At 74.6% G+C, this 21912-nt stretch carries 23 protein-coding genes; 10 read left to right on the top strand and 13 right to left on the bottom strand.

From position 1 onward, the window contains the following. Nucleotides 1–123 precede the first annotated feature (123 nt). Together IQ279_RS05890 and IQ279_RS05885 are read right to left on the bottom strand one after the other, a co-directional pair. Nucleotides 124–804 (bottom strand): permease prefix domain 1-containing protein, encoded by a 681-nt coding sequence (locus IQ279_RS05890; protein ID WP_206347254.1) that lies wholly within the window; start codon nucleotides 802–804, stop codon nucleotides 124–126. Next, nucleotides 801–1142 (bottom strand): PadR family transcriptional regulator, encoded by a 342-nt coding sequence (locus tag IQ279_RS05885; protein ID WP_206347253.1) that lies wholly within the window; start codon nucleotides 1140–1142, stop codon nucleotides 801–803. Before IQ279_RS05885 ends, IQ279_RS05890 begins: the two co-directional genes overlap by 4 nt. Nucleotides 1143–1225: 83 nt before the next feature. Here IQ279_RS05885 and IQ279_RS05880 point away from each other — a divergent pair, with 83 nt between their 5' ends. The 5 genes from IQ279_RS05880 (at nucleotide 1226) to IQ279_RS05860 (ending at nucleotide 4857) form a co-directional block, all read left to right on the top strand. Continuing rightward, nucleotides 1226–1741 carry a DUF2269 family protein gene (locus IQ279_RS05880; protein WP_206347252.1) on the top strand — a complete coding sequence of 172 codons (516 nt, stop codon included), beginning with the start codon at nucleotides 1226–1228 and terminating at the stop codon, nucleotides 1739–1741. Beyond that, a complete protein-coding gene (locus IQ279_RS05875) occupies nucleotides 1738–2028 on the top strand; it encodes a hypothetical protein (protein ID WP_372445077.1) in 291 nt (96 codons plus the stop codon). The genes IQ279_RS05880 and IQ279_RS05875 overlap by 4 nt, the downstream gene beginning before the upstream one ends. A gap of 1 nt (nucleotide 2029) precedes the next feature. After that, on the top strand, nucleotides 2030–2701 hold the full coding sequence (locus IQ279_RS05870; protein ID WP_206347251.1) for an HD domain-containing protein: 672 nt from the start codon (nucleotides 2030–2032) through the stop codon (nucleotides 2699–2701). A gap of 161 nt (nucleotides 2702–2862) precedes the next feature. Continuing rightward, a complete protein-coding gene (locus IQ279_RS05865) occupies nucleotides 2863–4026 on the top strand; it encodes an MFS transporter (protein WP_206347250.1) in 1164 nt (387 codons plus the stop codon). A gap of 288 nt (nucleotides 4027–4314) precedes the next feature. Further along, a complete protein-coding gene (locus IQ279_RS05860) occupies nucleotides 4315–4857 on the top strand; it encodes a DapH/DapD/GlmU-related protein (RefSeq protein WP_206347249.1) in 543 nt (180 codons plus the stop codon). A gap of 60 nt (nucleotides 4858–4917) precedes the next feature. On the opposite strand, the gene IQ279_RS05855 is transcribed toward IQ279_RS05860, so the two are convergent. Further along, nucleotides 4918–5145, bottom strand: a complete 228-nt coding sequence (locus tag IQ279_RS05855) for a DUF397 domain-containing protein (RefSeq protein ID WP_206347248.1) — start codon at nucleotides 5143–5145, stop codon at nucleotides 4918–4920. Continuing rightward, the gene (locus tag IQ279_RS05850) at nucleotides 5142–5714 is read right to left on the bottom strand and encodes a hypothetical protein (RefSeq protein ID WP_307792236.1); all 573 of its coding nucleotides are present in this window, start codon (nucleotides 5712–5714) and stop codon (nucleotides 5142–5144) included. The genes IQ279_RS05855 and IQ279_RS05850 overlap by 4 nt, the downstream gene beginning before the upstream one ends. A gap of 308 nt (nucleotides 5715–6022) precedes the next feature. On the opposite strand from IQ279_RS05850, the gene IQ279_RS05845 reads away from it, so the two are divergent. Genes IQ279_RS05845 through IQ279_RS05835 form a run of 3 tightly spaced genes read left to right on the top strand, consistent with a single transcriptional unit; the run spans nucleotide 6023 to nucleotide 7061 of the window. Then, complete coding sequence (locus IQ279_RS05845; protein ID WP_206347246.1) at nucleotides 6023–6451, top strand: ATP-binding protein; 429 nt, start codon at nucleotides 6023–6025, stop codon at nucleotides 6449–6451. Continuing rightward, nucleotides 6448–6819, top strand: coding sequence for a hypothetical protein (locus IQ279_RS05840; protein WP_206347245.1), 372 nt, complete (start codon nucleotides 6448–6450; stop codon nucleotides 6817–6819). The genes IQ279_RS05845 and IQ279_RS05840 overlap by 4 nt, the downstream gene beginning before the upstream one ends. After that, nucleotides 6819–7061, top strand: a complete 243-nt coding sequence (locus IQ279_RS05835) for a DUF7848 domain-containing protein (RefSeq protein ID WP_206347477.1) — start codon at nucleotides 6819–6821, stop codon at nucleotides 7059–7061. The genes IQ279_RS05840 and IQ279_RS05835 overlap by 1 nt, the downstream gene beginning before the upstream one ends. Nucleotide 7062: 1 nt before the next feature. Here the strand turns inward: IQ279_RS05835 and IQ279_RS05830 are convergent, their stop codons facing one another. The 7 genes from IQ279_RS05830 to IQ279_RS05800 form a co-directional block, all read right to left on the bottom strand. Beyond that, nucleotides 7063–7323: a type II toxin-antitoxin system prevent-host-death family antitoxin gene (locus IQ279_RS05830; protein WP_206347244.1), complete on the bottom strand. Its 261-nt coding sequence runs from the start codon at nucleotides 7321–7323 to the stop codon at nucleotides 7063–7065. 25 nt (nucleotides 7324–7348) lie between these two features. Beyond that, nucleotides 7349–8734, bottom strand: coding sequence for a glutamine synthetase family protein (locus IQ279_RS05825; protein WP_307792235.1), 1386 nt, complete (start codon nucleotides 8732–8734; stop codon nucleotides 7349–7351). After that, entirely contained in the window at nucleotides 8731–10596 is a 1866-nt protein-coding gene (locus IQ279_RS05820) for an IucA/IucC family protein (RefSeq protein WP_206347243.1), read from the bottom strand. Before IQ279_RS05820 ends, IQ279_RS05825 begins: the two co-directional genes overlap by 4 nt. Continuing rightward, on the bottom strand, nucleotides 10593–12014 hold the full coding sequence (locus IQ279_RS05815; RefSeq protein ID WP_206347242.1) for a lysine N(6)-hydroxylase/L-ornithine N(5)-oxygenase family protein: 1422 nt from the start codon (nucleotides 12012–12014) through the stop codon (nucleotides 10593–10595). The genes IQ279_RS05820 and IQ279_RS05815 overlap by 4 nt, the downstream gene beginning before the upstream one ends. Further along, nucleotides 12011–13882 carry an IucA/IucC family protein gene (locus tag IQ279_RS05810; RefSeq protein WP_307792234.1) on the bottom strand — a complete coding sequence of 624 codons (1872 nt, stop codon included), beginning with the start codon at nucleotides 13880–13882 and terminating at the stop codon, nucleotides 12011–12013. Before IQ279_RS05810 ends, IQ279_RS05815 begins: the two co-directional genes overlap by 4 nt. Next, a complete protein-coding gene (locus IQ279_RS05805; protein ID WP_443742652.1) occupies nucleotides 13879–15378 on the bottom strand; it encodes a pyridoxal phosphate-dependent decarboxylase family protein in 1500 nt (499 codons plus the stop codon). Before IQ279_RS05805 ends, IQ279_RS05810 begins: the two co-directional genes overlap by 4 nt. A 399-nt stretch (nucleotides 15379–15777) precedes the next feature. Further along, nucleotides 15778–17082 carry a type III PLP-dependent enzyme domain-containing protein gene (locus IQ279_RS05800; protein WP_206347241.1) on the bottom strand — a complete coding sequence of 435 codons (1305 nt, stop codon included), beginning with the start codon at nucleotides 17080–17082 and terminating at the stop codon, nucleotides 15778–15780. 512 nt (nucleotides 17083–17594) lie between these two features. Between IQ279_RS05800 and gdhA the strand changes: the two genes are divergently transcribed. Then, the gene (gdhA, locus tag IQ279_RS05795) at nucleotides 17595–18920 is read left to right on the top strand and encodes an NADP-specific glutamate dehydrogenase (RefSeq protein ID WP_307792232.1); all 1326 of its coding nucleotides are present in this window, start codon (nucleotides 17595–17597) and stop codon (nucleotides 18918–18920) included. A 127-nt stretch (nucleotides 18921–19047) separates the two neighbouring features. On the opposite strand, the gene IQ279_RS05790 is transcribed toward gdhA, so the two are convergent. Both IQ279_RS05790 and IQ279_RS05785 read right to left on the bottom strand, forming a co-directional pair. Then, nucleotides 19048–19800, bottom strand: coding sequence for a TSUP family transporter (locus IQ279_RS05790; RefSeq protein WP_206347239.1), 753 nt, complete (start codon nucleotides 19798–19800; stop codon nucleotides 19048–19050). Continuing rightward, nucleotides 19797–20297, bottom strand: a complete 501-nt coding sequence (locus IQ279_RS05785; RefSeq protein ID WP_206347238.1) for an FBP domain-containing protein — start codon at nucleotides 20295–20297, stop codon at nucleotides 19797–19799. The genes IQ279_RS05790 and IQ279_RS05785 overlap by 4 nt, the downstream gene beginning before the upstream one ends. A 270-nt stretch (nucleotides 20298–20567) precedes the next feature. Here IQ279_RS05785 and IQ279_RS05780 point away from each other — a divergent pair, with 270 nt between their 5' ends. Beyond that, nucleotides 20568–21893, top strand: coding sequence for a hypothetical protein (locus IQ279_RS05780; RefSeq protein WP_206347237.1), 1326 nt, complete (start codon nucleotides 20568–20570; stop codon nucleotides 21891–21893). Nucleotides 21894–21912 lie beyond the last annotated feature (19 nt).

Here is a 21912-nt window from a genome sequence, read left to right as displayed (position 1 = left end):
CGGGCCGGGCGGCCCGCTCCTCCAAGTCTGGGAAGGAGATGTGTCGACTTCTCGCTTTTGGCGGCGAACAGCGCGAAAGGGGCATCGGGGGAACGGGTTTGCGAACGCCGCCGGGGTGGGCGGCTATGCGCGGGCGCAGTCACGGCAGGCGCGGGCGGAGGACGCCACCACGGTGTGGAGCACGGCGGCGAGGGCGCCCGCGAGCGCGACCACCGGCCAGTTTTCCGACAGGGGGGAGGACGCGGCGAGGGTGAGCGCGGACACGCCCAGGCAGACGCCGGCCGTCGTGCCGGCCCAGGCGGTCGCCCGGGGAAGCCGGTGCGGTGTGGGCAGCCGCCGGGCGAGGGGGCCGGTGGCGGCCAGCACGGTCGCCGCGAGCAGTGCGGCGACGGCCGCGAATCCGGCCAGGGGGAACGCCAGCATGCGGGTGGCCATGGGTAGTTGACCGCCGTGCCCGGTGGCCAGGAACAGGTACCAGCAGACGGTCAGCAGCGGGGCGGCGAGGGTGACGGCCCGGGCGGTGTGACGGACCTGGGCGACGGTCAGCTCCCGCTGGCAGGACGGCGCCACCTCCGCCACGGTGCCGAACTCCCGCACGGCCCGCCGGACGGCGAGATCGTGGGGCAGCCCTTCGCCCGTGTACGCGGTCACCGTCTCGGCGAGGCCTTCGCGCATCTCCGCCACCAGCCGGGCCCTTGCGCGGGCCGGGCCGCGCAGGGCGGACGCCAGGACCTCGGCGTACTCGTCGGCGTACTCGTCGGCGTACGTCCCGGTGGGGCCGGTCCGCCGTCCGGGGCCGCTCATCCGGCGTGCCCGGGGTGCGGGGCGGGGTCCAGGACGGAGCCGATCGCCGCCGTGAAGGCCTGCCAGGCCGACCGCTCCTCGGCCAGGGCGCGCCGCCCGGCGTCGGTGAGTTCGTAGCGGCGCCGCTTCCGCTCGCCGGTGGAGTCCCAGCTGCTGCGCAGCAGTCCGGTGCGCTCCAGGCGGTTCAGCGCGGGGTAGACCGTGCCGGTGCGCAGTTCGAGCGCGCCCGCGCTGCGCCGCTGTACGGCGGTGATGATCGCGTACCCGTGCAGCGGTCCCGGCTCCAGCACGGCCAGCAGCAGTCCGTCCAGATGTCCGCGTACGGCGTCGGCCTTCATGAGTAGGCAGCCTACACAGCGGACATATAGCCGTGCTATATATTGGCAGCCAATATATCCATCATCGGGGTGAGGAGACCGCGGTGACCAAGGTGCTGCTGTCCGTCCACGTCCTGGCGGCGATCGTGGTGATCGGGCCGATCACCGTCGCCGCCTCCCTCTTCCCGCGCCACGCACGGCAGGCCGCCGCGCCGATCGCCGTTCCGGCCGCCGCGCCCGGGGAGCCGGGGCGGGGACGGGACGAGTGGATCGCCGCGTTCCTGCACCGGATCTGCCGGGGCTACGCCGTCGCCGGCATCGCCGTACCGGTCTTCGGGATCGCCACGGGCGCGCGACTCGGCGTCCTCACCGACGCCTGGCTCATCGCCTCGCTCGTCCTGACCGCGATCGCCGCGGCCGTCCTGGTCCTGGCGATCGTCCCCGGCCAGCGGCGGATGCTCCGGCCGGCGGACGGCGCGGGGGCGCGTACGGCGGCGGACGACGGGAAGGCGCGCTCGGCGGCGGCCCGGCTGTCCATGCTCACCGGCGCCTTCAACCTGCTGTGGGCGGTCGTCGTCGTCCTGATGATCGTCCGCCCCGGCTCCACCACGGGGGTGTGAGAGCCGTGCGCACCCTGCGGATCGCCGCCGGTGCCGAGGCCGCCACCCTGGCCGTGCTGCTCGCCAACCTGCTCACCGTCCACGCGCGGCCGGTCACCTCGCTCACCGGCCCGCTGCACGGCACCGCGTACCTGGTCGTCATCGCCGCCGCCTGGCAGGCCACGACCGCAGCCGACACTGGTGCACGGTGGTACGCCCTCGTCCCCGGCGTCGGCGGACTACTCGCCCTGCGCCGCCTCCGCAAGACCCCCGCCCCGCTCCCGACATCCGGCATCCAGGAGAGATGACATGACGGACCTTCACGAGGAACTGCCCCTGCCACGCACCGAGCTTGCGCTGGAGGCCCTCCACCACGCGAAGCGGACCGAGCATCCGGCGATCTTCAACCACAGCTTGAGGACCTACCTCCACGGGCGCGCCTCCGGCGAGCGGCGCGGCCTGCTGCCCGGCCGCGACTACGACGACGAACTGCTGTTCCTGGGCTGCGTCCTGCACGATGCCGGGCTCACCCCGGAGGGCGACGGCGACCAGTCCTTCGACCTCGACGGCGCCGACCTGGCCGCCCGCTTCCTCACCGAGCGCGGGATGCCCGCCGACCGGGTCGAGGTCGTCTGGGACGCGATCGCCCTCCACCTCCACCACGACCTCGCGATGCGCAAGCGCCCGGAGATCGCCCTGGTGACGGTGGGGGCCGCCCTGGACCTCGGCATCGACGACCCGCACGTCCTCCCGCCCGGCCACGCCGAACGCGTCCACGCCGCGCTGCCCCGTCTGCACGCGGCGGCCGTCCTCCACGACACGATCGTCGGCCAGGCCCTCGCCAAACCGCACAAGGCCCCGCCGTTCGGCCTGCCCGGCGAACTCGTCCGCCGGGCGACGGGCGCGGTCTGGCCCACCTGGGAGGAACTGGACCGGACCGCCGGATGGAACGACTACGACGGCTACCGACCGGGAAGGTGAGCACGGACCGCCCGCCTGCTCCTGTGCCCTCAGCACCGGTGATCCGTCGATGTAACCTCAAACCGGGGCGAACGGTACGGCCGGATCTCCTCCGTCCCTTCCGCCGCGTCGGGCAGCGGCTCCGGTGGACACCACAGGGCAACAGGACAGAGAGGGCAGTCGTGACGCTCTCCACGGGCAACCGGATCGGCCTGGCAGGAGCGGCGGTCGTCGGGGTCGCCTTCGGCATGGCCCGGTACGCCTACGGTCTGACGCTGCCCGACATCCGGCAGGACCTGGAACTCTCCGAACTCGTACTCGGCCTCGTCGCCAGCGCCACGTTCGCCGGCTACCTGGCCGGCCTGGTGCTCGCGGGACCGCTCACCGCCCGCCGAGGCTCACGTGCGCCGACGACCGTGGGCGGGGCCTGCGGCGCGGCGGGCGCGGTGACCGTGACCTTCGCCCAGTCCCCCTGGCTGCTCGCCGTCGGCGCCGTCCTGGCCGGCAGCGCGGGCGGCTGGGTCTGGGCGCCCTACTCCGACATCGTGACGCGCATGGTGTCCCCGCGGCAGCGGCCCAGAGCGCTGGCCATCATCACGACCGGCACCAGCGGCGGACTGGTGGTGCTGGGCGGCCTGGCCGCCCTGGCCGCACTGGGGTCGTGGCGCCTGGTCTGGGGCGGCATCGCCCTCGCCGCCGTGGCCGCCGCCGCGGTGAACCTCCGCCTGACGCCGCGAACCGGGCCGGTCCCCCGCCCGGACGGACGGAACGGGGCCTCCTCGCTCGCGAGGGCGCTGGGGGTTCCGGCCGCCTACTCCGCCGTCTACTTCGCGGTCATCATCATCTACTTCACCTACGCCGCGGACATCGTCTCCCGGGACCTCCCGGATGCAGCCGTCCCGGCGCTCTACGCGGCCATCGGCACCACCGGCATGGTGGGTGTGGCGACCGGGGCCGTCGCGCGGCGACTGGGCAGCCCCAGGGTCGCGGCGCTGTGCCTGGTGACGGTGGCCGCCGCGCTGGCCCTCCTCGGGCTGGCCGGCGACTCCCCGGCCGCGACGGCGGTCTCGGCGTGCGTCTTCGGCGCGGGGTACATGACCGGGTCGGCGGTGCTGGCGGTCTGGACCGCCGAACTGGTGCCCGGCCGCGCGAGCGCGGCGTTCTCCGGCTGCCTGGTCGTGGGGGCCGTCAGCTCGGTCGCGGCGCCGGCCCTCGCCGGCGCGGTGATCCCCGGCCTGGGGCTGGGGACGCTGCTCGTCCTCACCGCCGTGGTGTCACTGATCGGCGGGGTGGTGCTGATGCCGCACAGGACGTCGGGAGGGACCGCCGCGGAGAGCGGGCGGTGACCGCGGAGCCCTGCCCGCCGTCGACGCACACACCCCGCGTTGTGAAGGTTCCGCCCGCGGTGCCGGGCTCCGTCCCCACGCCGCCGTGTCCCGCACCGTCGCCACGGTGCCGGATCCGGGCGTTTCCTCGGCAGGTCGTCGGTCGTCGCATAGAGTGCCGCCGCGAGGAGGCCGGGCTGTTCGCCACGAGGCGATCATGGACGCCTCTCGTTCTCGTCCCCGTGGGCACCCTTTGAAAAGGATCACCCGATGGGTCCCGGTCACCGCTACACCAGAAGGGGTCGTGGCATGTCCGGCGATCGTCTGATGCGCATCCACAGCGCCGAGTTCCAGGCCATGGCCGAGAGGGTCCTGCGGGTCACCGAGCTCACCTCCCGCCTGAACGCCTTACCTTTCGAGGACGAGGCCGGCAAGGCGAAACTGTTCGAGCGGATCCTCGGCAAGCCGCTGCCGCCGAGAGTCACGATCTACCCGCCCTTCTACACGGACCACGGCCTCAACCTCGACCTCGCCGAGCGCGTGTTCATCAACCAGAACTGCACGTTCCTGGACTACGCCGGCATCCGGCTCGGCGAGCGCGTGATGATCGGCCCGAAGGCCACGTTCATCACCAGCGGCCACCCGGTCGATCCCGGGGAGCGCAAGCTGTACCTCACCGGTGCGCCCATCGACGTCGCGGAGAACGTGTGGATCGGCGCCGGTGCCACGATCCTGCCCGGCGTCAGCATCGGCCGTGACGCCGTGGTCGCCGCCGGCGCGGTCGTGGCCGACGACGTTCCGCCGGCGAGCCTGGTGACCGGCGGCAAGGCGATCGTGCGCCGACGGTGGTGACGACCCCTCCGGGGCCGTGCCGAGCCTCCGACAGCGCTCTTTCCGGGGTTCGCTTGCCCTTTAGCTGGTGAGGGCCGTGCCCCGCGCCACCGCCGAGAGGAACGCCGCCCAGGCGGGGCGGGAGACGCGGGCCGGGGGGACGCCCAGGTTCTTGGAGTCGCGTACGGCGATGCCGGCGGCGCCGGGTATCTCCGCCACCTCCACGCAGTTGCCCGTGCCGCCGTTGGAGTAACTGGACTTCCGCCACTGCTCGATCGGCAGGTCGTGCCGAACGCTGTCCGCAGTCATCCGTTGATCAGAGCCCCTTCCTTCCACAGCGCCTCTGCATGCGAGGCGAAACGGTCGAACATGCCGTCGTCCTGCAGCCTCCGCAGATGGAGCATGGGCGAGTCGTGGCCGACCAGGTTGGACAGGTGGGGGGTGACGAGCATCTGGTCGTCGAAGCGGAACACCGACAGGCTGATGTGGCCCTCGTGACGGCTGTAGCGGGCCTCGATGTTCTCGGTGTCCCCGAGCCGTTCCAGGTGCTCCAGCGTGATGCGGATGCGGGTGGAGACGGTCAGTGCGGTCTGCTCCACCGTTTCGCGGCGCCGGGTCGTCACTGAGTCGGGCTCGCCCAGCAGGAACCGCACCGCGACACCGGCGCGGGCCTTCTTCCTGAGCACGGTGGCGAGGTTCGGGTGGTCGAGCCAGAGGAAGTAGTTGGTGTACCCGGCGAACGTCAACTCCTCGCGGGCGTCCGTGATCAGTGAGCGCCAGACGGACGACGGGCAGGCCGAGCGGTACGGGTAGACCGAGACGACCTCGCGGTCGGGGCCGGTCTTCATGACGGCCTTCACGACGTTGGGCCACAGCACGCTTTCCTCAACTCCCAGTCGGTCGGCGACAACTGCGCGGGTACCGGGGCGGGGTACCCGTCCTTCATACAACCACCGATCGACTGTTCGGCCTTCGACTCCACAGGCGCGCGCCAATTGGTAGGAAGTCATACCGGACTCCGAGACAGCATGCCGCAAGGCCTCGTTCAAGGTTCTTCACCTGCCATAACCGACATTCTCCGACGTCGGAGGAGTGTGTCGGTTGTGGCAGGTAAATGACGGTGGATATGCCGGGGTTGGCCGATAGCCATCGGTGCCGGAACGATTACCGATGGTTGGAGCCCCCTATGGCTGTCGTGGAGCGGAACATCGCGGACAACCACATCCATGCCTGGGAGATAACCGTCGAGGCGCGGGAGATCGAGGTGTGGCGGCGCGAGGTCGCGGCGGCGGTGCGGGCGATGGGCGGGGACCGGGCGGCGGTGGAGACGGCGCGGCTGGGGATCTCGGAGCTGCTGTCGAACGTGTGGCGGCACGTGGCCGACCGGCGGTGCCGGCTGGAGGTGCGGCAGGGCCGGGGCACGGCCCTGGTCCGGCTGTACGACCGCTCCCGCCGGGCCCCCGCCGTACAGGTGCCGGACTGGGACGCCGAACGCGGGCGCGGGCTGTGGCTGCTGCGGGAGACGGCCGATGCCCTGGGCTACACCTGCGTGCCCGGCGGCAAGTGGGTGTGGTTCACCGTGCTGCTCGACTCACCTGCGGAGGAGGGCGGATGAGCGGCCGGTGGCCCGCCGCGTACCGGGCCGAGGCCGTCGCCTACCTGCGTACGCCCCGGCCGCGCATGTTCCACCTCGGGGACTGCTTCTCGGCGCACGCCGGGGAGGTCCAGTGGTGGGCGGGGGAGCGCGCGGTGCGGATCGCGGCGAGCCTGGGCCCCGACGACCCCGAGGCCGCCGCCCGGTTCCTGGCCTGGGGGCACGAGGCGGCGGCCGACCGCACCCACCGGCTGCTGCGCGCCGGGCGGGCGGTGGTCTACAGCCACACGGGCGCCGAGTGCCTGTGGGAGATCTCCCTGCGGCCCGTGCCCCAGGACCCCGTGCCAGGGCGAGGGCCGGGACAGGGGCCGGGAGGCGGCGTCCCGTGATGTTCCGCCGCCTGCGCGCCGAGCCGGACACGGCGGGCTGGACCGGCGAACCGGACACCGCTCCCGACGCGCCCCCGGCCACGTACCGCATGAGCTGCGAGGTGTGCGGCGCCGCGTCGCACACCGGCGTGGAGTTCGGCACCGCCCTGGACTGGCAGCTCCGCCACGCCGCCCACCACCCCACTCACCGCGCCTACACCCAGGCCGTCACCCGCCCCTGGCGGGCCCGGCTCCGGTCGTGAGCTACCGGTCGACGTGTTCGGCGCGGAGGATGCGGCGCGCCTCATCGTGGGGGAGCGGCGCCCCGGTGCGGCCGAGGGAAAGGTCACGCTCCAGGCGGGCGATGGCGAGAGCGTCCTCCAGGTCTTCGAGTTCTGAGAGGGAGACGAGCACGGCCACGGGGACGCCGTGGTCGGTCAGGGTGATGCGCTCGTGCCGGGCGGCCCGGCGGGCGAGGGCGCCGAGCTTGCCTCGCGCCTCGGCGAGGGAGTACGTGGCGGTCAAGCCTCCGGTGTGCGGACGCACGGGCTCACAGGCGCTCGAAGCCGCGGACGCGCTCCCAGTCGGTGACCGCGCGTTCGAAGGCGGAGAGTTCGGCGCGGGCGGCCCGCGCGTAGTGGGTGACGGTCTCCTTGCCGAAGAGTTCGGCCGCGATGCCGCCGTTCTCCCAGCGGCGCAGGGCCTCGGTGAGGGTGGCGGGCAGGCGGGGGACGGACGGGTCGGCCAGGGCGTTGGCGGTGTGCTCCGGCGGCAGGGGCAGGCGGTTGTCGATGCCGTACAGCCCGGCGGCGACGGCGGCGGCGACGGCCAGGTACGGGTTGGCGTCGCCGCCGGGGACGCGGTGCTCGATGCGCAGCGACGGCCCCGAGCCCACCACCCGTATCGGGCAGGTGCGGTTGTCGCGGCCCCAGGCGACGCCCGTCGGGGCGAACGCGCCGGGCTGGAGGCGCTTGTAGGAGTTGACGTTGGGCGCCATCAGCAGGGCCAGTTCGGGCAGGCAGGCGAGCTGACCGGCGACGAAGTGCCGCATCAGCTCCGACATGCCGTCGCCGGCGTCCGGGTCGGCCAGCACGGGCGTGCCGTCGGCGCCGCGCAGGGAGAGGTGGATGTGGCAGGAGTTGCCCTCGCCCTCGTCGAACTTCGGCATGAAGGTGAGCGAGGCGCCCTCGGCGGCGGCGATCCGCTTGGCGCCGTCCTTGAACAGGACGTGGTTGTCGCAGGTGGCCATCGCCTCGTCGTAGCGGAAGACGATCTCGTACTGGCCCGGGTGGCACTCCCCGCGCGCGGTCTCCATCCGCAGCCCGGCGCGCGTCATCGCGCGGCGGATGCGGCGGGCGACCGGCTCGACCTCCTCCAGGCCCTGGAGAGAGTAGTCGGTGTTGTAGCGGGCGGCGGGGCGCAGGCCGGTGTAGCGGCGCTCCCAGGCCTCCCGGTAGGAGGCGGTGAACAGCAGGAACTCCAGCTCGGTGCCGGCGTACGCGGTCAGGCCGCGGGCGGCCAGCCGGTCGAGCTGGGTGCGCAGGACGTGGCGGGGGGCGACGGCGACGGGTTCGTGGTTGTGCTCGGGGCCGGCGCCGGGGCCGGCGGGCCACACCGCGTCGGCCAGTACGAGGGCGGTGCCCTCGTCCCAGGGCAGGACGGTGCGCAGGGTGGCCGGGTCGGGGCGCAGGACGAAGTCGCCGAAGCCGCCGTCCCAGGCGTCGATGGCGTAGCCGGGGCCGGTGTCCATCTCCACGTCGGTGGCGAGCAGGTAGACGCAGGCGCCGAGGCCGTCGCGGGCGGCCTCGTCCAGGAAGTAGGGCACGGACAGGCGGCTGCCCATCAGCCGCCCCTGGAGGTCGGGTACGGCGACGACCACCTCCTCCACGTGTCCCGCCTCGGCCTCGGCGCGCAGCCGCTCGTACGGGTCGGTCACCTGGGCTCCTCGGTGGAGGCGGCGGGCTGGGCGGGCTCGGTGAGGGGCTTCGCGTCGGCCAGGGGGTTGGGGACGGTGCCGTGGACGACGTCGAAGCCCTCGTCACGTTCGGCGCGGTCGTGGAAACCGCCGCCCAGCAACTGCTCCCGGTTGAGGGCGACCCGGTTGAAGGAGGGCGCGAGCAGGTCGAACTCCCCGAACCTGTCGGCGAGTTCGGGGAAGCGGGCGTGGTAGCGGACGGTCTCGGCGCGGACCAGGGACCAGAAGTCCGCCTCGGGGACGCCCAGATGCTCCTCCACCAGGGGGGCGAGGAAGCGGAAGTGGCCCGCGAAGACGGCGCTCAGCAGCGAGTGCGCCAGCTCGTGCGCCGGCCAGCGCAGCAGTACGGCGTCGGCGCGCTCCGGCAGACCGGCGTACTCGGGGCGGCGGCCGGGCAGCAGATTGACGTCCTCGGCGAAGTCCTTGAGCGCGATGCCGACGGGCACCTCGGAGGCGTCGTGGATGACCACGGTGTTCTCGCCGTGCGGGCAGAAGGCGATGCCGTGGCGGTACAGGCAGTGCAGCAGCCCCGGCAGCAGGGCGGCCAGGAAGCGGGCCAGCCAGGCGCGCGGGGGCAGGCCGGAACGTTCCACCAGTTCGGCCACCAGCGCCCTGCCGTCCGAGCCGGTCTTGAGCAGGGCGGCCATCGTGCGGGCCCGCTCGCCGTCGCGCAGCAGGGCGGTCACCGGTTCGCGCCACACCGCGCCCAGCAGCTCGTGGTAGCGGTAGGGGGCGTCGGTCACCGACTCGTACAGCGGGTGGTGCACGGCGACGGAGGCCACCTCGCCCAGGGGGTGGAAGCGCAGCTCGTCACGGAGGTAGGGGTCGCCCTCGCGTACCGCGTGCAGCCAGGCGCTGATGTCGGGCGCGGCCTTGGTCGGCTCGGTGGAAAGTCCGCGCCACACCAGGGTGTTGCGGATGAGCAGTGGCACCTTGACGTTGCGGCGGCCGGGGTGGTCGAGGTTGGCGAGGGTGCGGATCGACTGCAGGGGCCGGTAGCGGTCCGGGCCCTCGCCGAGGGGGACGATCCGGCCGTCGGCGAGGTAGGGGGCGAAGAGGGTGGCCACGGCCTCGTCCCAGTGGAAGGGGTGGACCGGCAGCCAGACGAAGTCGCCCGGGGAGTGGGGGCCCTGGGCGCAGGCCTCGGCGAGGGCGGCGGTGAACCGTTCGCGCACGGCCGCGTCCAGCTCCTGCTCCAGCAGCGCGTCCGCGCCCAGGCCCGGTGCGCCCGGATACCCCGAATACGAGGCCAGGGTGGTGTGGACGGCCGCCCAGCGCAGCCGCACCTCGCCGGCCGCCTCGGGGGCGTAGGCGGCGGCGTCGGAGGCGGAGAAGCCCAGGCGGCCCTTGTTGAGCAGCATGCAGGGGTGGCCGTCCTGGTGGGACTCCAGCTCCAGGTGGTCCAGGTCGGCCAGCTCGGCGGCGGGCAGGTCGCGGGATATGACGTGGGCCTCGGCGCGGCGTGTCGCGGTCAGCTCGCGCAGCACCTCGGCGGTGGTGGGGCCGTCCCAGCCCAGCACTTCGCGGGCGTCGAGCAGCAGCCGCTCCGGGCCGGCCTCCTCCTCTCCTTGCTCCTCCGCGACGCCGCCGGGCGCGGGCCGGCGGCGCAGGGTGCCGGGGATCAGGCGCCAGGAGCCGAAGGAGCCGCGGGCGGCGCGGAACGTCCAGGACACCCCGCCGCCCAGGTCCAGCCGGTACGTGTCGGGGGAGGCGGCGGGATCGGGCTCGGGGACGAGCAGCTCCTCGTAGGCGAACTCCTCGACGGCCCTGGCCAGGAGTCTGCGCCCGGCCTCCCGCCAGGCGTCGCGGGGGACGGCGCTCACCGGGCCGCCTCCCCGGCGCGTGCCCCGGGTTCGCGTGCCCCGGGTTCGGGCGCGCCGAAGGTCGTCCAGGCCGCCCGTTCGGGCACGGGCAGTACGGTGCGCCCGGCGGCGGAGTTGAGGATCACCGCCGCCCGCCAGGCGCCGAGGGTGAGGTCGGGCGCGCCCACGCCGTGGGTGTGCATCTCGGCGTTCTGCACGTACAGCTCGCCGGTGACGCTCTCGTCGAGCGCGACGCGGTAGTCGCCGCCGACGCGGTAGCGGCCGCGCGCGTCCCAGTCGACGAGCTTGTCCAGCGGGTCCAGGCAGGCCGGGCGCACGGCCGCGTAGCCGGTGGCCGCGACGACCGCCGAGGTGCGCACCTCGAACTCCGCGCCCTGCCCGGTGTGGCGGCAGCCCAGCACGTAGCCGCGGCCTTCGGAGCCCTCCACGGGGCGCACGGCGGTGATCTCCACGCCCGGGTGGAGGCCGGCTCGCGGCCGGCCGCCGCCGATGGTCCGCTCGTACAGCTCGTCGTGGATCTCGCCGAGGGTCTGCTCGCTGACGCCCTTGTAGAGCTGCCACTGCTCGCGCACCAGCCGGTCGCGGACGGCCTCGGGCAGGGCGCGGAAGTAGCGCACGTAGTCCGGGGTGAAGTGCTCCAGGCCGATCTTGGAGTACTCCATGGGCGCGAACGCCGGGGTGCGCGCCAGCCAGCGCACGTACGGGCCGCCGCGCCCCTCGCCGTCCTGGTGCCGCAGCAGGTCGAGCACGACCTCCGCGCCGGACTGCCCCGCCCCGACCACCGTCACGTCGTCCCTGCCGGCGAGGGCGGCGCGGTGGGTGCGGTAGTCGGCGCTGTGCAGTACGCGCCCGGCGTGCGCGGGCGCGAGCAGGGGGCGCAGCGGCTCGGGCACGACCGGGGTGGTGCCGACGCCGAGCACGACCCGCCGGGCCAGTACGCGCTCCTCCCGGCCGCCGTCCCGGTCCCCGCCGGAAGGCGCACCGGAGGGCCGGTGGGTGACGGCGAACGCCTCGGCCGAGGCGTCCCACTCCACCGCCGTCACCTCCGCGCCGAAGCGGCACGAGGGCAGGCGCTCGGCGGCCCAGCGGCAGTAGTGGTCGTACTCGCGGCGCGGGATGTGGAAGCGCTCGGAGAAGAAGAACGGGAACAGCCGCCCGTGCTCGCGCAGGTAGTTCAGGTACGACCAGCGGCTGGTGGGGTCGGCCATCGTCACCAGGTCGGCCATGAAGGGCACCTGCAGGACGGTGCCCTCCAGCAGCAGGCCGGGGTGCCAGGAGAAGGCGGGACGGCGGTCCAGGAAGAGGGTGTCCAGCCCCGGCACGCCGTCGCAGAGCGCGGCCAGGGAGAGGTTGAACGGGCCGATGCCGACGCCGACGAGGTCGTACACGCCGTGCGGCGGGGTGGAGTGGTCGGTCAACGCTGTGCCTCCGCGAGGGGGTTGGGAAGGTCGGTGTAGACGGACTGGGTGTGGACGTCGCCGACCAGCTCGTCGAGCCCGTCCACACAGGTGAGGAAGTTGGCCTTGCAGCGCAGCGTGGGCGCGTCCAGCAGCAGCTCCAGCAGGCCCTTGGCGCCGGGCTCGGCGGCGCGCAGCCGCTCCAGCGCGCCGCGCAGCACGCGCAGCAGACGCTCCTCGCGGGCCAGGCCGAACGAGCCGAACGCGCCCACCAGGCCCAGCAGGTTGCTGATTCCCAGGTAGTAGGCGACGCGCTCGTCGACGAAGGAGTCCTCGAAGACCAGCTCCACCTCCTCGTACAGGCCCGGTACCAGCCGTTCCAGCGCGGCGGCGCGGGAGGCGGCGACGTAGTAGCCCTGGCTGTCGCGGTAGCGGCCCGCCACCGGCAGCCCGTCGGCGCCCAGCGCCACCAGGGTGTTCTGGTGGTGCGGCTCCAGCGCGATCCCGTGGTGGGCGTGGAGGCGGATCAGGGGGACGGCCAGCACGTCGAGATAGCGCAGCAGCCAGCGCTCGGAGGCCTCGGCGGTGGAGACGCCGTGAGCGCGGGCGGCCCGCTCCACGGCCTCGCACAGCGCGGAGCGGTACGGCGGCGGGGAGCCGTCGCCGGGGCCGGTGCGCTCGGCCAGCAGACCGGCCACGCACAGCGCCTCGCCGGCTCCGCCGCCGCTCCCGCTCACGCCTCCGGTGCCCCGGAAGGGGTTGTCGCGTACCGCCGTCTCCAGACCCGTCTCCGGCCCCGCTTCCGGTGAGCCCTCGCCGCGGCCCACCGACACCCAGGCGAAGTCGCGCAGGATGCCGAACTCCGGGTGCTCGGCGCGCAGCCACCCGCCCGGCCCGGGACGGTCCGGCGATCCGGCGGCCAGCAGCCGCGCGGCCCGCACCCCCAGCCGCAGCTCGCCGCGGAGGTTGTTGCGGCGGGAGTTGGTGATCCGCATGCCGAGCGACAGCTTCAGCATCGCCTCCGCGTCCGGCCGGTGCACCGTCCGCAGCGAGGAGGTGGGGTACCAGGCGGGACCGGCCGGCCCCAGCGGGCGCAGCAGCCCGGCCTCCAGCAGCGCGGCGGTCTCCGGGCGGCGTACGGCCTCGCGGGCCTGCCAGGGGTGGGCGGGTACCGGCACCGTGCCGGCGGGCACCTCCACACCCGCCGCCAGGGACCGCAGCAGATCGGCGACGGGGCGGCCGTCCGCGCTCTCGCCGACGACCGCGTCCGGGTGCGCGGCGAACCAGTGCAGCGGGAAGGAGCCGCGCAACTCCGGGGAGTAGGAATCCAGTTCGGCGTCCGAGGCCTCCCCCCGGCTCTTGGGCGCGGGGTGGAGGGGATGGCCCAGCAGCAGCGCCTGCTCGGCGTCCAGGAACGGCGTCGGGCCGGCCGTGCCCGGGGCCTCGGCGCGGCGCCGGGCCAGATGGACGGCGGTACGGCGGGCCGAGTCCAGCACCCGGGCCACCGCGTCGCCTCCCTCCAGGAGGGAGCGGTCGCGCCGCAGCGCGTGCTCCCGGACCAGCCCCGCCGCCGCCAGCGCGATGTCGGCCGGCAGGCTGCCGCCCCGCTCGGAGGTGACCACGCGCACCTCGCCGAAGCGGTGCCAGCCGGTCGCGGACCGGTAGCGCACCGGGACGCGCAGCGTCATCCTGCTCAGCGGCAGCACCAGGTGCAGCGACTGCCCCGCGGCCGGCACCTCGGTGCCGGTCTCCCGGACGTACGCGCGCAGCAGCCGCTCGGCCGCGGCGGCGCCGGCGGCGCGCCGCGGGTCGGAGTGGTCGAGCGGGTCGGGGCCGTGCGGGCCGCCGCCGGGCGCGGACGGGTTTCCGCCCAGTGGGTCCGGGGTCACGGGGACTCCTCCCCGGCCTGTTCCCCGGCCCGCTCATCGGCCCGCTCCTCCGCCAGGCCCGCCTCGGCGACCGCTTCCAGCAGCCGCTCGACGTCGGAGGGCGTCGCGTGCGGGTTGAGCAGGGTGAGCTTCAGCCGCACCCGGCCCGGCCCCTCGCCCGGCAGCTCGGTGCGGCCGACGACCGCGCGGCCCTCGCGCAGCAGCCTGCGACGCAGGGCGGCGTTGATCCGGTCCGCCCGCCCGGGGCCGCTCCGCCCGGGGCCGCCGTGCCCGCGCGGCACGTAGCGGAAGAGGAACGCCGTCAGCACCGGATCGGCGTGCAGCTCCAGCCGGGGATGGGCACGCACCGCCTCCGCCCCGGCCAGCGCGAGGTCGTGGCAGGCGTCCACCAGCCGGCCCAGGCCCTCGCGGCCCAGGGCGCGCAGGGTGACGGCGATGGAGAAGCCGTCCGCGCGGCGGGTGGTGCGCAGCGACAGGCCGAGCAGGCTGGGGTAACCGGCCTCCTCGTCGTCGCGCGGGTTGAGGTAGGCCGCGCGGCGGGCGAGTGAGGCGTACGTCTGCGCGCGCCGGACGAGGAAGACGCCCGCCGCGACCGGCTGCCAGCCCAGCTTGTGCCAGTCCAGGGAGACGGAGTCGGCCAGCTCGACGCCGTCCAGCAGCGGGGCCAGGCGGTCCGACAGCAGCGCGCCGCCGCCGTAGGCCGCGTCCACGTGGAACCAGGCGCCGTACTCGGCGGCCAGGCGCGCGCACTCGGGCAGCGGGTCGACCGTGCCGGTGTCGGTGGTCCCGGCGGTGGCGACGACGGCGACGGGCAGCTCGCCGGCCCCGGCGCACCGCCTCAGGGCGCCGGCCAGCGCGCCGGGGTCCATGCGCTGGGCGTGGTCGATGCCGACGGGCACCACCGCGTCCTCGCCCAGACCCAGCAGGGCGGCGGCGCGCTGTACGGAGAAGTGCGCGGCGGCGGAGGTGAACACGCGGGGGCGCGGTCCGGTACGCGGTACGCCCTCCAGCTCGACCTGCCGCCCCGACGCGCGCCCCATCACCCGGTCGCGGGCCAGCATCAGGCCCATCAGGTTGGACTCGGTGCCGCCGGAGGTCAGCACTCCGGCGGCCTCCTCGCCGTACCCCACCATCCCGGCCAGCTCCGCCAGCAGCAGCGTCTCCAGGGTGGTGGCGGCCGGCGCCTGGTCCCAGGAGTCCTGCGAGGGGTTGAGGGCGGATACGGCCAGGTCGGCGGCGACGGCGACGGCCAGCGGCGGGCAGTGCAGATGGGCCGCGCACAGCGGGTCGGCCGGATCGGCGCTGCCGTACGCCAGCAGCGAGGTCAGCCGGGGCAGCGCCCCCTCGCCGCGGGCCGCCGCGTACTCCCCGGCGACGCGCGCGGCCAGCTCGCCGGGCTCGAGCGCCGGTACGGGCCCACCGCGCCGGGCCGCGCCCTCCTCCAGCGCCGCGAGCGCGGCACGCAGCAGCGGCTCCAGGGCGCCGGGGCCTTCCACGGAGCCGGACAGGGCGGTGCCGGGCGGTGAGGCGACGCCGGGCGGCTCGGACCCGGGCGGCTCCGCACCGGCGGGGGAGGCGGACGCCAGCAGTCCGTCGACGAGGGCGCGCAGCGCCTCGGCCCGGCCGCCGCCGTCCCGGGCCCCCGGCACACCCGGCACGCCCGGCGCCGGGGAGCCCGCCTCCGCGGCGCGGACGCGGCCCGTCACGCCGGCCGCCCGGTGGGCGCGGCGGCGGAGCCGGGGGCCGCGGGGCCGGGTGCCCCGGCGGCCCCGGTGGCCGGTGTCGGAGGTGCGGTGGGCACGGTCATGGCGTTCTCGCTCCGTTACTGCGTCGCTCCGTCGGGAGGAAGGCTTCGGCGGTACGGCCCGGCGGCCGTCTCGGGGGGCGGTCGGTGGTCACAGCAGGTGGCGTTCCGCGACGGGATGGCCGAGGAAGCCGTGCATCGCGAACTCCCACCCGTAGGAGCCCGCATAGGGGAAAACGACCAGATCCCCCGCCCGGACTCGGTCCACCCGGACATCGCGCAGCAGGGTGTCCTCCGGAGTGCACAGCTCGCCGACGACGGTGACGCGCGTACCGGCCGCCTCCGGGCGCGGCAGGCCGTCGGGCCAGCGGTCGACGGGCAGGACGGCGATGTTGTGCACCAGGTCCCAGGAGGTGGGGAGCTGGAAGTGGTTGATGCCGCCGCGCAGCACGGCGAAGGCGGTGCCGTAACTGTGCTTGACGTCGGTGACCTCGGCCGCGTACCAGCCGCAGTCGGCCACCAGGAAGCGGCCCGGTTCCAGGACCACCCGCACGCCCGGCGGCGGCTCGCACTCCGCGACCAGCTCGCCGAAGCGGGAGACGTCGAAGGGCCGCTCGCCCGCGAGCTCCTCGAAGGCCACGCCTATGCCGCCGCCGACGTCCACCATGCGCAGGTCCACACCGTGCCTTCGGGCGGTCGCCGCGCTCCACTCCACGCAACGGCGCAGGTGGGCGGCCTGGGACTCGGCGTCGAGATTGTTGGAGGCGGCGTGGACGTGGAAGCCGGTGACGTCCAGCCCCGGCAGCCGCAGCGCCTGCTCCAGCACCCCGGGCACGTCGGGCTCGGGCACCCCGAACTGCGACGGCCGCCCGCCCATGCGCAGCGACCCCGAGGCCGGAGCGGCGGTGGTGCCGGCAGTGGGGTCGTCGGCCGGGTTGACGCGCAGCGCCACCCGGGCGGTGGTGCCCTCGGCGACGGCGATACGGCTGACGCGGTGCAGTTCCAGCAGGCTCTCGGCGTTGATCGCCTCGACCCCGGCGCGCACCAGGGCGGTCAGTACGGGCACGGACTTGGCGGGCCCGGCGGCGACGACGGGGACCGGGGATGCGGGGGAGTCCGGCGTGCCTCCGAGGCCGTCCCGCTCCCGCAGCGCGGCCAGGGCCAGCTCCAGTTCGGTGCGGGAGGCGACCTCGAAGCCGTCCACGTACGGGGCCAGCGCCCGTACGACGCCGGGGAAGGAGTTGGCCTTCACCGCGTAGTGGACGGCCGCCCAATCGGGCAGCGCGGCGCGCAGCTCGCGGGCGCGCGCGGCGGCGGCCCGGCCGTCGTAGAGGTAGGCGGAGACGGGTGCCTCGCCCTCCGCCAGCTCCAGCAGGCGCCGGCGGACCGGCTCGGGCAGGACCTCGTCGGGGTAGGCGGAACGCGGGGCGGCGGAGGGCGGGAGAACGATGGACACGGGCTCTACCTCGCTGGGTGCGGCGCGGTCGGGGAGGCGGTGCGGTCGTCCGGTGCGCGGCGTCAGCCGCCGTCGGAAGCGCTCACGTCCCCTCCCTCCGGGTGCTTGCCCGGGCCGCCTGAACGGCCGTCAAATTAGGCCAGGCTAACCTAATATATTCTCTCCGCTCGTCCAAGAGCGCCGCGCGGCGCACGGGCGCTCGTATCCCGCTTCCCGCGCGGGCGCCCGCGCACGCGCGCCGGGGATGCCACATCCCTTACCAGTGAGGCCGTTTGTAGTCCTGGGCGGCAAGTTGTCGGACGACCCCGGTTTCCGGCCATGGTGGCCGGGGTATCCGGGGCACCCCGGGAGGAATTCGCGGCCGAGGCGTGTCACGCTTGAAGTCCGCCACGTCGACGAAGACGCCGAGCACCCGATCTCCATGGGGGTGCTCGGCGTCATGCGTTTCACGGGTTCCGCAGGGGTCAGCGGGACCGGCGGGACAACAGGAGCCGCACCTTCTAGGAGTACGCGTGATCGAGAAGATCTACGACCGGATACTGCACCGCAATCCCGGCGAGAAGGAGTTTCACCAGGCCGTGTGGGAGGTCCTGGAATCCCTCGAACCGGTCTTCGCCCGGCGTCCCGAGCTGCTGGACGAATCTCTCATCGAGCGCCTGTGCGAGCCTGAGCGGCAGATCATCTTCCGTGTCCCGTGGAGCGACGACTCCGGGAGGACCCACGTCAACCGCGGTTTCCGGGTGGAGTTCAACAGCGCCCTCGGCCCGTACAAGGGCGGCCTGCGCTTCCACCCCTCCGTCAACCTGGGGGTCATCAAATTCCTGGGCTTCGAGCAGACCTTCAAGAACGCCCTGACCGGCATGCCGATCGGCGGGGGCAAGGGCGGCAGCGACTTCGACCCCAAGGGCAAGTCGGACGCGGAGGTCATGCGCTTCTGCCAGTCCTTCATGACCGAGCTGTACCGCCACCTGGGTGAGTACACGGACATCCCGGCGGGCGACATCGGGGTCGGCGGCCGTGAGATCGGCTACCTCTTCGGCCAGTACCGCCGGATCACCAACCGCTGGGAGGCCGGCGTCCTGACCGGCAAGGGTGTCCTGTGGGGCGGGTCGCAGGCCCGTACCGAGGCCACCGGCTACGGCCTGGTCGTCTTCACCGAGGAGATGCTCAAGACGCGCGGCGAGACCCTGGAGGGCAAGCGCGTGGTCGTCTCCGGCTCCGGGAACGTGGCCATCTACGCCATGGAGAAGGCGCGGCAGCTCGGCGCCGTCCCGATCGCCTGCTCCGACTCCGGCGGCTACGTCGTCGCGGAGAGGGGCATCGATCTGGAGCTGCTGAAGCAGGTCAAGCTCACCGAGCGCGGCCGGCTGTCCGAGTACGCCGAGCGCGGCGGGGCGCGCTTCGTCCCCGGTGGCCGGGTCTGGGAGGTGCCGTGCGAGGTGGCGCTGCCCTCGGCCACCCAGAACGAGCTGGACGAGAAGGACGCCGCGACGCTGGTGCGCAACGGCGTGCAGGCGGTCGGAGAGGGTGCGAACATGCCCACCACCCCGGGGGGCGTGCGCGTGCTGCGCGAGGCCGACGTGCTGTTCGGCCCCGGCAAGGCGGCCAACGCCGGCGGCGTGGCCACCAGCGCCCTGGAGATGCAGCAGAACGCCTCGCGTGACTCGTGGACCTTCGAGCACACCGAGGCCCGGCTGACCGAGATCATGCAGCACATCCACAACCTGTGCCACACCACCGCCGAGCGCTACGACCGCCCCGGCGACTACGTGGCCGGAGCCAACATCGCCGGCTTCGAGCTGGTGGAGCAGGGCATGGTGGCGCAGGGCCTGATCTAGCGGCCACGCCGGGCACGGCGGGTGCGCCGGGCGCCCGGGGCGGCGGAGGAACGGTTCGCCGCCCCGGGCGCCCGTGCCGTTCCGCCCCGCCGCCGGGACCGGCGGGCGCCTCGCAGCCGGCGGGGTACTACAGCAGGGCGCCCAGCGCGGCGAGCAGGACGGAGGCGGCGACGACCGTGCCGTTGACCGCCGCCAGGCGGGCCGGGGAGACGCGGCGGGCCAGCCGGGCGCCGGCCAGCAGCCCGGCGAGCTGCGGCGGCAGGCACACCGCCGCCAGCAGCAGCGCGTCCGCGACCTGCGCGTCGTCGCCGATGACGAGGAACGTGGCGACCCGCACCATGGCCGACACCAGCAGGACGCGCGTCACCACGGCCCTGAGGTCGTGTGGGGTCAGGACGCGCTGGAGGTGGACCACGAGCGGTGGGCCGCCGATACCGGTGAGGCCGCCGAGGAATCCGGCCAGCAGTCCGGCCGCCCCGTCCCGGGCGTCCAGAGGCCGGGACTCGCCCACCGGACCCCGCCGCCCGGCGTCCACCACCGCCGCCAGGCCGGCGAGCACCGCCAGCACCAGGGCGGCGGCGGCCACGGCCTCGGGCACACGGGTCAGGGCCACCACTCCGGCGGCCGTCCCCACCGCCATGAACGCACCGGTCAGCAGGCCCTCCCGGCCCCGGCGGACGCTCCGGTCCGCGGCGGTGAGCGCCGCGCCGGAGGTGGCGTCCAGGACTCCGGAGGCGGCCACCGCGGTCGGCTGGCCGAACAGCAGCGACGCCACCGGGACGAACAGCGTCGCGGGCCCGAAGCCGGTGAGGCCCTTGAGGCCGTGGGCGACCGCGGCCAGGAGGGCGACGGCCGCGAGCTGCTCCGGGCCGATGCTCACGCGTGGAGCCGGTCGAGGAAGGCCGGGAGGCCGGCCCCGGCGCGCTCCGCCTGCTCCTCCACCGCCGGCGACTCCTCCAGGCGTCCGCCGCCGTCGGGGACCTTCCCGCCGCGCACGTACAGCGAGCAGGCCGGATCGGCGCACATGGACAGCCCGACGGAGTCGCCCTCGCGCCCGGCCCGGCCGGCCTTGGGCGCGGCCATCAGGGCCACGCCGTCGGCCGGGTGCGTGGTCAGGCACAGCGAGCACACGCCGCCGCCGGGGCGGGCGCGGCCCGGCCGCCGGGCGGGGGAGCGGAGCGCCACGCCCGTGAGCGGGCCGCCGCGTTCGGCGACGACACGGCGGCGGTCGGGGGCGGCGGGGTCGCGCCGTCCGGGGAAGTCCAGGTCGTCCCAGGGCTGTTCGGTCAGGTCGCGCGGCAGCGCCATGCGTCCGGCCTCGCCCTTGGAGCAGTTGACGAACGACGCACGGATGTCCTTCTCGGTCACGGGCCTCATGGCGGGCAGCCAACCACTCGCGGGGAATCTCGGGCAAAAGGCTAATACTCACGGGGGCGCCCGGTGTTGGCGCGGTCCGGCACCGCGGGCGGACACCGCGGTCCGGCACCGCGCGCGGATGCCGGCTGACGGCGCGTCACGGAGGTTGCGGAGCGGGGCGGGTGAGGCGGTGGCGTGCGCGTGTCTGAGCGGCTAAAGGTCCGAAATGATCCAGAATGATGGAAAGTGCTCCATGTTGACCATAGTTGTCCCGTTGCCGAGGAGCGTGGCATGCATGTTCGCGAAGGGCTCCCCGACCAGCCCACCCGCGTCGGCCGCATCGACTGGCCCAAGGAAGGCGACAACGGTACGCACCTGCGCCTGAGGAGCGGGCACGTCGTCGTCTTCGACCGGCAGCCCTGGCGGATCCTGGAGATCGACGAGTACCGGGACCACCCCTGGCCCCTCTCCTACGAGCAGGCCTGGCGCGAGCACCTCGAACTGTGGCGGCACTCGGAGGACCTGCGCCGGATGAACGGGAGGCTGAACGCGCAGCCCCCCGAGCGGGCCGACTTCTACAAGCGGCCCGTGGTGCTGGTCCTGCGCAACGAGAACTACCCGCGCTCCGCGCCCAAGCACTGGTGCGCGCCCATCAGCCACGGCTGGCAGGTCCTGCCCGAGCACTACGCGGTCTGCCGCACCTGCGGCGAACTGCCGCCCTGCGGCAACGGGGAGTACCGCGGGGAGATCGGCCCCCGCGCCGCCGCCCAGAAGGAGGGCGCGGGGCTGTGCGTGCCGGCGGGCTGCTGCATCGGCTGCGCGGAGCCCGTCAAGCCCCGGATGCGGACGGTGCGCTTCCCCGGCCCCAACCTCTGGTACCCCGATCTGGGCGAGGGCAGCGCGATCTTCCACGCCCGCACCGCCTGCGCCGACCAGGTCGAGTGCTACCGGTTGCAGTGGAAGGCCGAGCACGTGCCCACCGCGCCGCAGCCGACGGCGCCGCTGTGGTCCCCGGGCACCGCCGAGAACGTACTGCCGCCGCAGACCCGGCTCTCGCCGGACGCGTCGAGGTCCGCCGGGGGGTGGAACGCCGCTCCGGCGGCGGGCGGCAGCGGTACGGGCGCGGACGCGGGTACGGCGGAGGCCGCACCCGAGGTGCCTGCCGCACCTGCCGCACCTCCCGCACCTGCCGCACCTCCCGCACCTCCCGCGCCCCGGGCCGACCCCCAGGCCCCGTCTCCGCCCGCGCCCGAGCGGGCACAGCCGCAGCCGGCCCGGTCCGCTCAGGCTCCGCAGCCCCCTCAACCCGCCCAGCCGGCGCCCGCCCCCGCGCCCGAGCCCGTACCGCTGGTCCCGGCGACCCCGGCCGCCGCACCGGCCCCGGCGCCCTCTTCGACCCCGCCGGCGGCCTCCGAAGCGCCCGCCGTGCCACCCGCCGAGGAGCTGGACGCGATGCGCCGGCTCACCGAGGACCTCAGCAGTTCCCTGTCCGCGTCCGCCGACCGTCCCGCCTTCCACGACGCCGAGCAGGCCGCCCGGGTGATCGAGGAGCTCACCGCCGCGGTCCGCAACATCGCCCTGTGCCTGAACGGCACCAACCTCCGCACCCGCCCCTGAGAGCGGGCCCCCAAGGGGG

The sequence above is a fragment of the Streptomyces verrucosisporus genome, from assembly GCF_017114865.1.
Classification (GTDB): domain Bacteria; phylum Actinomycetota; class Actinomycetes; order Streptomycetales; family Streptomycetaceae; genus Streptomyces; species Streptomyces fenghuangensis.
This window is presented reverse-complemented; position numbering and strand designations above follow the sequence as displayed.